At 64.0% G+C, this 4372-nt stretch carries 5 protein-coding genes and 1 tRNA gene; 4 read left to right on the top strand and 2 right to left on the bottom strand.

Going from position 1 to position 4372, the window contains the following annotated elements; genetic code table 11:
- On the bottom strand, nt 1-857 hold an 857-nt coding region (locus VGE27_RS12350), incomplete at its 3' end, for a hypothetical protein (RefSeq protein WP_331049966.1).
- Nucleotides 858-932: 75 nt separating this feature from the next.
- Between VGE27_RS12350 and VGE27_RS12345 the strand changes: the two genes are divergently transcribed.
- The 3 genes from VGE27_RS12345 (at nt 933) to VGE27_RS12335 (ending at nt 3265) form a co-directional block, all read left to right on the top strand.
- On the top strand, nt 933-1853 hold the full coding sequence (locus VGE27_RS12345) for a cation diffusion facilitator family transporter (RefSeq protein ID WP_331049965.1): 921 nt from the start codon (nt 933-935) through the stop codon (nt 1851-1853).
- An 85-nt stretch (nt 1854-1938) separates the two neighbouring features.
- Nucleotides 1939-2427, top strand: coding sequence for a pyridoxamine 5'-phosphate oxidase family protein (locus VGE27_RS12340; protein WP_331049964.1), 489 nt, complete (start codon nt 1939-1941; stop codon nt 2425-2427).
- 4 nt (nt 2428-2431) lie between these two features.
- Nucleotides 2432-3265 carry a PPK2 family polyphosphate kinase gene (locus VGE27_RS12335; RefSeq protein ID WP_331049963.1) on the top strand — a complete coding sequence of 278 codons (834 nt, stop codon included), beginning with the start codon at nt 2432-2434 and terminating at the stop codon, nt 3263-3265.
- 15 nt (nt 3266-3280) lie between these two features.
- On the opposite strand, the gene VGE27_RS12330 is transcribed toward VGE27_RS12335, so the two are convergent.
- Entirely contained in the window at nt 3281-4069 is a 789-nt protein-coding gene (locus VGE27_RS12330; protein ID WP_331049962.1) for a CsgG/HfaB family protein, read from the bottom strand.
- Nucleotides 4070-4253: 184 nt separating this feature from the next.
- Between VGE27_RS12330 and VGE27_RS12325 the strand changes: the two genes are divergently transcribed.
- A tRNA-Pro gene (locus VGE27_RS12325) sits at nt 4254-4327 on the top strand.
- Nucleotides 4328-4372: the final 45 nt, after the last annotated feature.

The following is a 4372-nucleotide window of genomic DNA, read 5'->3' as shown; positions in this document are numbered from 1 at the left end:
TCGCGAATGCGCTCTTCGAGCATCTGCGTGAAGCGCAGCACGATGGCGTCCACATCGACTTCACGGTCACCGGTGAGCGGCACCTCCACCGGTTCGATGAGCAGTGCATATCGCCCGCTGGGTTGACGCACCGATACGATGAACACCACGGGCGCGTCGAACCGCAGGGCAAACACGGCGGCGCCGCGTGGTGTCTTCGCGGGACGTCCAAAGAACGGCACGAACGTGCTGGCCAGACCGAGTGCATCGTGATCAGCCACGAAGGCGATCGCCCGATTGTCCCGCAGCGAACGAGGCACGCGCTTCACGGCCTCGCGATCGAGAATCACTTCCATGCCGATCTTGCGGCGCGTGCGATTGACGTAGCCTTCGAAGATCGGATTGCCCATACCGCGCACGACGGCATCGAATGCCAGACCGCGTGCGGCCACATAGGCCCCGCCGAGTTCCCAGTTGCCGAGGTGACCCGTGGCGATGACGAGACCTTTGCCGTTCGCCATCGCGCGCTCCACGTACTCCCAGCCCTCCACGCGTTCGTAGCGCTTGAGGATGTCTTCCCGGTTCGTGCCGGGCAGGATCGCGGTCTCGATGGAGGTGCGACCGAGGCTGTCAAACGAGCCCACCGCCAGACGGGCGACTTCGGACGGTGAGCGGTCGGGAAACGCGGCCGCGATCTGTCGTGTGGTCACACCGCGGCGAATCCCCAGCGGCCAGTACGCGATGCGGGCGATCTGCCCGCCGATCCAGCTTGCGGCGCGCCAGGGCAGCAGGCGTAACGCCCCCACGAATACGCGTGTGGCGATGTATTCGAGACGGTGCGAGATCGTGGGTACGCGGCGCGGAGCTTGGTCAGTCATTGCGAGGAATGTAACGTGGCCCACTGCCGCCGCTGTGCCGCTCCTCGCGGCCGTCTCCGCGCCATATTTTGCGGGATGAGCATGCCCACTCCCGTCCACGGCACTCCAGGCACACCAACGCGCGGGGCGGCGGCATCCACCCAGCGGCTCGTGCAGCTCGGGATGGTCGTGAACGCGGTGCTGGCGGTCGTGAAACTGGTGGCCGGCCTCTTGGGCAATGCCTATGCGCTGGTGGCCGATGCGATCGAAAGCTCCATCGACATGGTGGGCTCGCTGGTAGTGTGGGGAGGGTTACGTATTGCCAGCCGTGACCCCGACGAGCGGTATCCGTTCGGGTACGGACGTGCGGAAGCCATTGCCGGCGCGGTGGTTGGCGCCCTGATGCTCGGGGCAGCGGCGGGCATTGCCATCGAAGCCATTTCCGAGATCCGCACACCGCACGATGCGCCTGCGCCGTGGACGCTCGGCGTGCTGGTGCTCGTGATCGTGATCAAGGAGCTGCTGGCCAAACGCGTGATGCGGGCCAGTGAAGCCACGGGCAGCGTGGCGGTGGCGGCCGATGCGTGGCATCACCGGTCCGACGCGATCACTTCGGCTGCGGCGTTCATCGGTATCTCCGTAGCGCTGATCGGCGGGCCAGGCTGGGAGCCGGCCGACGACTGGGCGGCGCTGGTGGCGGCGGCCGTGATCACGGTGAACGCGGTGCTGCTGTTCCGTACAGCAGCCCATGACCTGATGGACGGAGCGCCAGCCCGCACCATGCATCAGGAGGTGGAACGCGCCGCACTCGGTACGAGTGGTGTGCTGGCCATCGAAAAGCTCAAGATCCGCAAATCCGGTACGGCCTTTTACGTGGACATTCACGTGCAGGCAGACCCGACGATGTCACTGCATGATGCACATATCCTGTCGGGTCGCGTGAAGGCATCCATTCGCACCTGTGTCCCGACGGCTGCCGGCGTGCTGATTCACATGGAGCCGTACGAACCCGCGTAGACGCGGGCGGGTATGAAGGGCGCACATGGTGTGCCGCATACGGATTCGCGTATTCACGTGCACGATCCACAACGAGGGAGGAGAGATGAGCATCAATCCGCAGTTTCATGTCCTCAATGTGGCTGAGTGTGAAGCATTGTTGGCGGCGCATCATGTGGGTCGGCTGGCGTACACGTTCCGCGATCGCCTGGACATCGCACCCGTGCACTACGTCTATCGTGACGGATGGATCTATGGGCGCACAGGTCCAGGTGCCAAAATGGACATCGTGGCGCACCATCCGTGGGTCGCGTTCGAGGTTGACGAGGTCGACGCGCTGTTCCGGTGGCGCAGCGTGGTGGTGCATGGCCGCATCGAGATTCTCGACCCCGATGGCACACCACACGATCGTGAACGCTATGAGATCGGACTGGCGGCAGTACGATCGCTTTCACCTGCGGCGCTGCTAGTGGATGATCCCAGTCCACATCGTGACATTATCTTCCGGCTCCCGACCAGCGAGATGACCGGCCGCGCCGCTACCGACGACAGCGTGAGCGCTGCGTCGGTCGCAGATACTGCACCCGGAGCCTGAACACGTGAGTCGTTCCTCGAAATTCCTGGACGGTCTGAGGCTCGCACCGGTTGACCCGTCATCGCATCTGTCTCTGGGCACCAAGGCGGCGCAGTGGGAAGGCGCACCGTCCAAAGCCGAACTGGAACCAGCCACCAGGCAGCTCCTCGAGCGGTTGCACGACCTGCAGGACGTGTTTCATGCCGACGGTCGCTACGCGCTGCTGATCATCTTTCAGGGGCGTGATGCGTCCGGGAAGGACGGCGTGATCCGCACGGTGTGTGGTGCTTTCAATCCGACCGGCGTGCAGGTGGCGGCCTTTGGTCCACCCACTGCACTGGAGTTGCGCCACGATTTTCTGTGGCGCGTACATCAGGTGGTGCCGCCGCGTGGCATGATCGGCGTGTTCAATCGTTCCCACTACGAGGACGTGCTGGCGGTGCGGGTGCGTGAGCTGGCGTCGGAGGATGTCTGGCGCGCGCGATACGACCAGATCAACGCGTTCGAGCAGATGCTGGCACAGAACCGCGTGATCATCCGCAAGTGTTTTCTGCACGTATCGCGCGATGAACAGCGCACGCAGTTGCAGGAGCGGCTCGATGATCCGACGAAGAACTGGAAGTTCCGTCTGGATGACCTCGAGGACCGCGCGCGCTGGGACGACTACACCGATGCCTATCGTGATGCGCTCACGCGCTGCACGTCCGATGCGGCGCCGTGGTATGTCGTGCCATCAGACCGGAAGTCGGTGCGCAACTATCTCGTGGCGCGTATGCTGGTGGAGACGTTGGAATCGCTGTCGCTCGAATATCCGCGTATCGACGACGACGTGCGCAAGGCGGCAAAGGACTTCAAGTGAACGTGACGGCGGCGATCAGGCGCCGCCGGGCCACTTCTTCTTGATCAACTTGTTGATGCCCTTGTTGATCCCGTCCTTGGCCTTCTGCTCGGACTTCTTCGAGGCGCGCTGCTTGATCTCTTCGGAGGTCATCTTCACGAAGGCACTGTTGGGATACTTGGCCACGACCGGGGCGATCTTGAAGGTCGCGCCGCCGTAGTCACCGGCATCGGCCATGCTCATGGCGTTGGACACCTTCACCATGGCGTCCATGTCGTCGACGCGGTTGGCCTGCTGCCGCGCATCGAGTTTGGCCTCGCCTTCGGGCGTGAGCGCGATGTCGAGGTCCTTCACAAGTTGTTTGGTGAGCCGCTTCTGCAGGTCGAAGAACTCCTCCTGCTTGCCGGCCACCTTGGCGGTCTTCACGATGGCGCCGGTCTCCACGCGCACGATGCGTGTATCGATGCGCACCTGCGGTTCGACGGCGGCCAATGAGCCCACGATGATGTACTGCGCACCGGCGAGGCGTCCGACTTTCACCGCCGTGGTGGAGTCGAAGTAGCGCGAGCGCTGATTGTCGATCTCCTTGGTGACATCGGCGAGTCGCTGCCGTTCGAGCAGCTGGATATCGTCGACCGCCGCGAGATCGGTGGTCATCATCGCGGCCATCCCTTGGCCGAGGTCGTCGTAGTCGGACTTGCCGGTGTTGTTGTCGAAGGCAAGAACGGCCACGGTCTTCCGGGCAGCGGCAGGGGCGGCGGCGGGGCCGGTCGGGGCCGGGAGAAGCCCGAACGCCAGCAGGGCGAGCGCGAGCAGGGTAGGCATGGCATGAAAGCTGTGGGACCGGGCGCGGAAGTCAAACAAAATCGTCAGCGAGTGTGACGGGGCGGGCTGGCCTTGTGGTGCGCGGTGCGGATGGGCTCGGGGGCTGGTCCGGGCGCGGGCAGGGGGTTACGTTCTTCAGTCTGTTCACGCCGGGCTCGAGACGGTGTGGTTAGGAGCAGTCGTTCGGGACGTAGCGCAGCCCGGTAGCGCACCTGAATGGGGTTCAGGGGGTCGCGGGTTCGAATCCCGCCGTCCCGACTGCATAAACGAAAGCCAGTCAACGAGTTATCGTTGGCTGGCTTT

Origin of the sequence: Gemmatimonas sp. (genome assembly GCF_036405635.1) — a bacterium.
GTDB lineage: Bacteria > Gemmatimonadota > Gemmatimonadetes > Gemmatimonadales > Gemmatimonadaceae > Gemmatimonas.
The sequence above is the reverse complement of the archived record's forward strand: the minus strand, read 5'-3'. Positions and strand labels throughout refer to the sequence as shown.